Raw genomic sequence first — 4712 nt, 5'->3', positions numbered from 1 at the left:
AAACTAAAGGGACGTGTTGCAAGGAAAATATAGGTCTTAGGAACTAGGACTTCTGCCTGTGGAGGGACGATAAGACTCGCTATATTTCGATATAGAAAGCTCATCCTAGTGAATCAGGAAGCCAGTGTTGTATGCGGAGCATCAGCGTCTGGTAGTTCACTTCTAAGGCAGTGCTAAATAGGTAAGGATGGGCGACGCTTCGCGTCGCCCATCCTTACCATATAAATCCTTTCCTTTTTAGGACTACCGATCTATTTGCGAATCTATTGTTGATAAATCATGATGTTTAGGTATTTTTTCTGTAAGTTCTAATAAATGTAGGCTCAAATATAATAAATAGGGTGTAAAACCTAAAAATTGATCGATAATTAAGTAATGAGCAAAAATGGTGGGTGAAACAAAAATGGTTGATGTATTGACGCAACTGCACAAATTAGTAATTGCTAGCGGTAATGCAGGAAAAGTAGAAGAGTTTCGTTCTTACTTGGCAGATTTTGGGGTTGAACTGATAGCTAAGCCTGACAATATCGATGTCGAGGAAACAGGTATAACCTTTATTGAGAATGCCCATCTAAAAGCTTCTCAAGTAGCGATCGCCACTAAACAATGGGCGATCGCTGATGACTCTGGACTAGAAGTATTTGCCCTCAATGGTGCTCCTGGAGTACTTTCGGCAAGGTATGCTCCTACCGATCGCGATCGGATTAATCGAGTATTAACAGAACTTCGCGATTTCTCTAATCGCGAAGCTCAATTTGTATGTGCGATCGCGATCGCTTCACCATCTGGCGAAATCGTTGCCGATGCAATTGGTATTTGTAAAGGAGTAATCACTGAATCGCCGATGGGTAACGGCGGTTTTGGCTACGATCCTATTTTTTTCATGCCTGAACTTCAGCAGACCTTTGGCGAAGCTCCCCCAGAAGTTAAAGCTCGTATTAGTCATCGCGCCAACGCTCTAGCTACCCTACGCCTAAAATTACAATATCTTCTCAACTAATAGTCCTGCTAAGTAGCTAGGCATAAGTAAACTTAAAACCTAGCAGAGCGTACCGCCCGCGTAGCGGGCGGTACGCTCTCTGGTTTTGGTTTTCCTAGCTTTCAAATGATATTGAAGGCTTTATCACATTATTGCGGGTGATAATATCAATGAGTTCTTGTTTGATCTCTTCTATCCGATCGTTATCAATCTGACAGGTTCCCGCATTGGCATGTCCTCCTCCCTCATACCTCAACATCAACTCCCCAATATTGATCGGACAGGTACGATTGAGCACCGACTTGCCCACTGCAAATACGGCGTTCTGCTTTTGTCTGCCCCACATCAAATGGATAGAAATATTACAATCAGGATATAGTGCATAGACCATGAATCTATTGCCAGCATAGATCGTTTCTTCACCACGTAAGTTAACGATCACTAACTTGTCATAAACCTCAGCACAGCGTTGAATTTGCTTTTTAAAAATTTCTTGCTGGACAAAATAAAGTTCTACCCGTTCCTTTACATTCGGAAGTTCCATAATCTCTTCGATGGACATCGTGCGAAAGGCATCCACTAATTCCATCATTAAGGCATAGTTAGAGATCGTAAACTCGCGAAATCTACCTAAGCCTGTCCTCGAATCCATTAGAAAACTTAGTAATACCCAGCCTTCAGGGTGGAGAATATCATTAATATCAAACTGGGCGGAATCGCATTTGTCTACCGCTTGCATCATTAACTGCGAAACCTTCGGAAACTTTAACTTACCACCGTAATAGTTGTAGACGACTCTTGCGGCAGAAGGGGCTTCACCCTCAATAATATGATTGTCAGGAGTGTCATACACTCGCATTGTTTCACTGGTGTGGTGATCGAAAATTAAGTGTGCACCTTCGGTATAGGGTAGGTTAGTTAAAATGTCGCGATCGCAGACTTCCACTTTGCCGTCTTGTACATCTTTAGGATGGACAAACAGAATCTCATCGATCATATCGAGTTCTTTGAGCAATACAGCACTGACAACACCATCAAAGTCGCTTCGGGTGATTAATCGATATTTTTTAGTTGCTGCGGACATAAGCTAATACCTCCGAATAATCTTCCAATACTTACGATGCTGCACATCACTATAGCGCTTTGCGCTCAAACCCAAACCAAGAAATTTTTTAAAAGTATTGCAAAACCCAGTAAGGGTTTTCAAAGCTCAAAATGGCATAGCCATTTTGAGCTTTGCTATAAGAATTTAGAATTAATTTTTTAAGGTAAAAATCCTATTAATGACATCTTCGACAACGCGATCGGGGGTTGATGCACCTGAAGTTACCCCAATGCTGATTTTGCCTGTGGGCAACCAATTGACAGATTGCTCGATTTCTTTACCTAGGGGCTTATGCTCGATCGCTTCAGCCGATAGAATCCGATGCACATCATCAATGTGGTAGGAAGGAAGATTGCGCTCGATCGCAATTTCCTGTAAGTGGGTCGTGTTGGATGAATTATAACCACCGATAACGATCATCAAATCGAGATCCTCTTCGACGATTTCAAACATCGCATCCTGACGCTCTTGAGTAGCGTCACAGATCGTATTAAAAGCCAGAAAATGTTCATTAACATTTTCCACGCCATATTTTTGCATCATCGTCTTTTCAAACAACTTACCAATCGCTTCCGTTTCACCTTTAAGCATGGTTGTTTGATTCGCGACTCCCACTCTTTCGAGGTCGCGATCAGGATCGAAACCTGCGGAGATCGCCTTGCTAAACTTGCTGAGAAACTCTTGGCGATCTCCTCCCTTGAGCATGTAATTAGTCACATACTCAGCTTCTTTCATATTTAGCACGACTAGATAGCGCTTGGCATAGGAACTAGTCGCGATCGTTTCCTCATGGTTATACTTGCCGTGAACGATAGAAGTGAAATCCGCTTTTTTATGCTTCTCAACGCGGTTCCATACCTTGGATACCCAAGGACAGGTCGTATCGACGATCTTACTGCCGAGGCTATCTAATAACTGAGTTTCCTGAACGCTAGCGCCAAAGGCTGGCAAAATTACCACATCACCCTGTCCGACCCCAGAAAAGTCCTTAACTCCGCGATCGTTTACTGGCACAAATTGAACTTCCATTTCCTTGAGTTTGGCATTCACGGAAGGATTGTGAATGATTTCATTTGTAATCCAAATTCTTTCTGTAGGAAACTGAGTTCGGGTTTCATACGCCATCGCCACTGCTCGTTCCACACCCCAACAAAACCCGAAGGATTTCGCTAAATAGATGGTTACATCACCCTGTGTATAAACATAGTTATGATCGCGAATTGTTTGGATTAGGTCGCTATGATATTGCGATCGCATGGTGGATTCAGCTTCTTCTCCATGACCAAATCCTTGGCGAAAATAATTAGGAGATTTATGCAAAGCCCTTCGCATAGCTTGGGTATCGAGCGTGTTGTCCATGCGCGTAAAATAACATCCTAAGTAATTGTGCTGAAAGTATTATATAGCAATCGCTAGACGGCAAGCCTAAAAAGATGAGTGGCGGCGCTAGCGCCGCCACTCATCTTTTTAGGCTCGCTGTCCTGAGCAAAAATAGATTGCTATATTGAGATTACTATATTGATTAAGTAGCTAAGCATAAGTAATACCAATTTCCAAAAGTGTGGCTACACTTTTGGAAATTGAAAAGCAAACCTAGTAAGGGTTTTAAAATCACAAAATGGCGTAGCCATTTTGTGATTTGGGAGAAACTTAAAACCTAGAAGAGCGTACCGCCCGCATAGCGGGCGGTACGCTCTCTAGTTTTGGGTTTTAATTATGCTTAACTGCTTAGGACGAACTCAAACTCATTAACTCAACATATCAATATGGAAAAACCAGCACCGACTAATCATGAAATTCATCCATTAATTGCTCAGCGATGGAGTCCCCGTGCCTTTGACAGCAAACTTGTTGAGACAGAAAAACTCGCTCAACTATTTGAAGCGGCGCGATGGACTTCCTCTTGCTTTAACGATCAACCTTGGGCGTTTATCATCGCGACCAAAGATGACACAGTAAATTATCAGAAAATGCTCGATTGCATTGTGCTAGGCAATGTCGTATGGGCGCAGGTTTCTCCTGTATTGGGTTTGATTGTCGCCCAAAAAGCTTTTAAGCATAATGGCAAGCCCAATGCTTGGGGTGAATACGATGCTGGGCAAGCGGCTGCAACCTTAGTTTTGCAAGCTACCGCCTTAAATCTTGTCGCTCACCAGATGGGTGGTTTCGATGCAACCAAGGCGATCGCAACTTTTAATATTCCTGAAACGGCGCGTCCAATTGCCGCGATCGCGATCGGTTATGCGGGTGAAACGAGCAATCTTCCTGCGGATCTGCAAGAACGCGAAAATGCTCCTCGCGATCGTTATCCATCATCTAGTTTTGTCTTTACAGGCGGTTGGGGAAATTCCGCTCCGTTCGTTTAACTAATGTGAGTGGGAAGTCCCGCCCCCTATCCGTTTACAGGATGGGTGACGGGATGAAAACGAACCAGAAAATAAATTGAGCGCTAGCGAATCCATGATAAAATAAGCATATCTTGACCACTAACTCCCAAAGTGAAAACCAAACTAAAGGGACGTGTTGCAAGGAAAATATAGGTCTTAGGAACTAGGACTTCTGCCTGTGGAGGGACGATAAGACTCGCTATATTTCGATATAGAAAGCTCATCCTAGTGAATCAGGAAG

4 protein-coding genes are annotated in these 4712 nt (G+C 43.1%); 2 read left to right on the top strand and 2 right to left on the bottom strand.

Translation table 11 applies throughout. From position 1 onward, the window contains the following. Positions 1 to 385: 385 nt before the first annotated feature. Positions 386 to 1000 (top strand): RdgB/HAM1 family non-canonical purine NTP pyrophosphatase, encoded by a 615-nt coding sequence (rdgB, locus tag PseudUWO310_RS22495; RefSeq protein ID WP_190316134.1) that lies wholly within the window; start codon positions 386 to 388, stop codon positions 998 to 1000. Positions 1001 to 1094: 94 nt separating this feature from the next. Here the strand turns inward: rdgB and PseudUWO310_RS22490 are convergent, their stop codons facing one another. Together PseudUWO310_RS22490 and PseudUWO310_RS22485 are read right to left on the bottom strand one after the other, a co-directional pair. Next, the gene (locus PseudUWO310_RS22490; protein ID WP_143190586.1) at positions 1095 to 2063 is read right to left on the bottom strand and encodes a DHH family phosphoesterase; all 969 of its coding nucleotides are present in this window, start codon (positions 2061 to 2063) and stop codon (positions 1095 to 1097) included. A 171-nt stretch (positions 2064 to 2234) separates the two neighbouring features. Continuing rightward, on the bottom strand, positions 2235 to 3443 hold the full coding sequence (locus tag PseudUWO310_RS22485) for a 4-hydroxy-3-methylbut-2-enyl diphosphate reductase (RefSeq protein ID WP_143190584.1): 1209 nt from the start codon (positions 3441 to 3443) through the stop codon (positions 2235 to 2237). A gap of 407 nt (positions 3444 to 3850) precedes the next feature. Here PseudUWO310_RS22485 and PseudUWO310_RS22480 point away from each other — a divergent pair, with 407 nt between their 5' ends. Further along, positions 3851 to 4450, top strand: coding sequence for a nitroreductase family protein (locus PseudUWO310_RS22480; RefSeq protein ID WP_143190583.1), 600 nt, complete (start codon positions 3851 to 3853; stop codon positions 4448 to 4450). Positions 4451 to 4712 lie beyond the last annotated feature (262 nt).

It is taken from the genome of Pseudanabaena sp. UWO310 (assembly GCF_006861605.1).
Classification (GTDB): domain Bacteria; phylum Cyanobacteriota; class Cyanobacteriia; order Pseudanabaenales; family Pseudanabaenaceae; genus Pseudanabaena.
The sequence above is the reverse complement of the archived record's forward strand: the minus strand, read 5'-3'. Positions and strand labels throughout refer to the sequence as shown.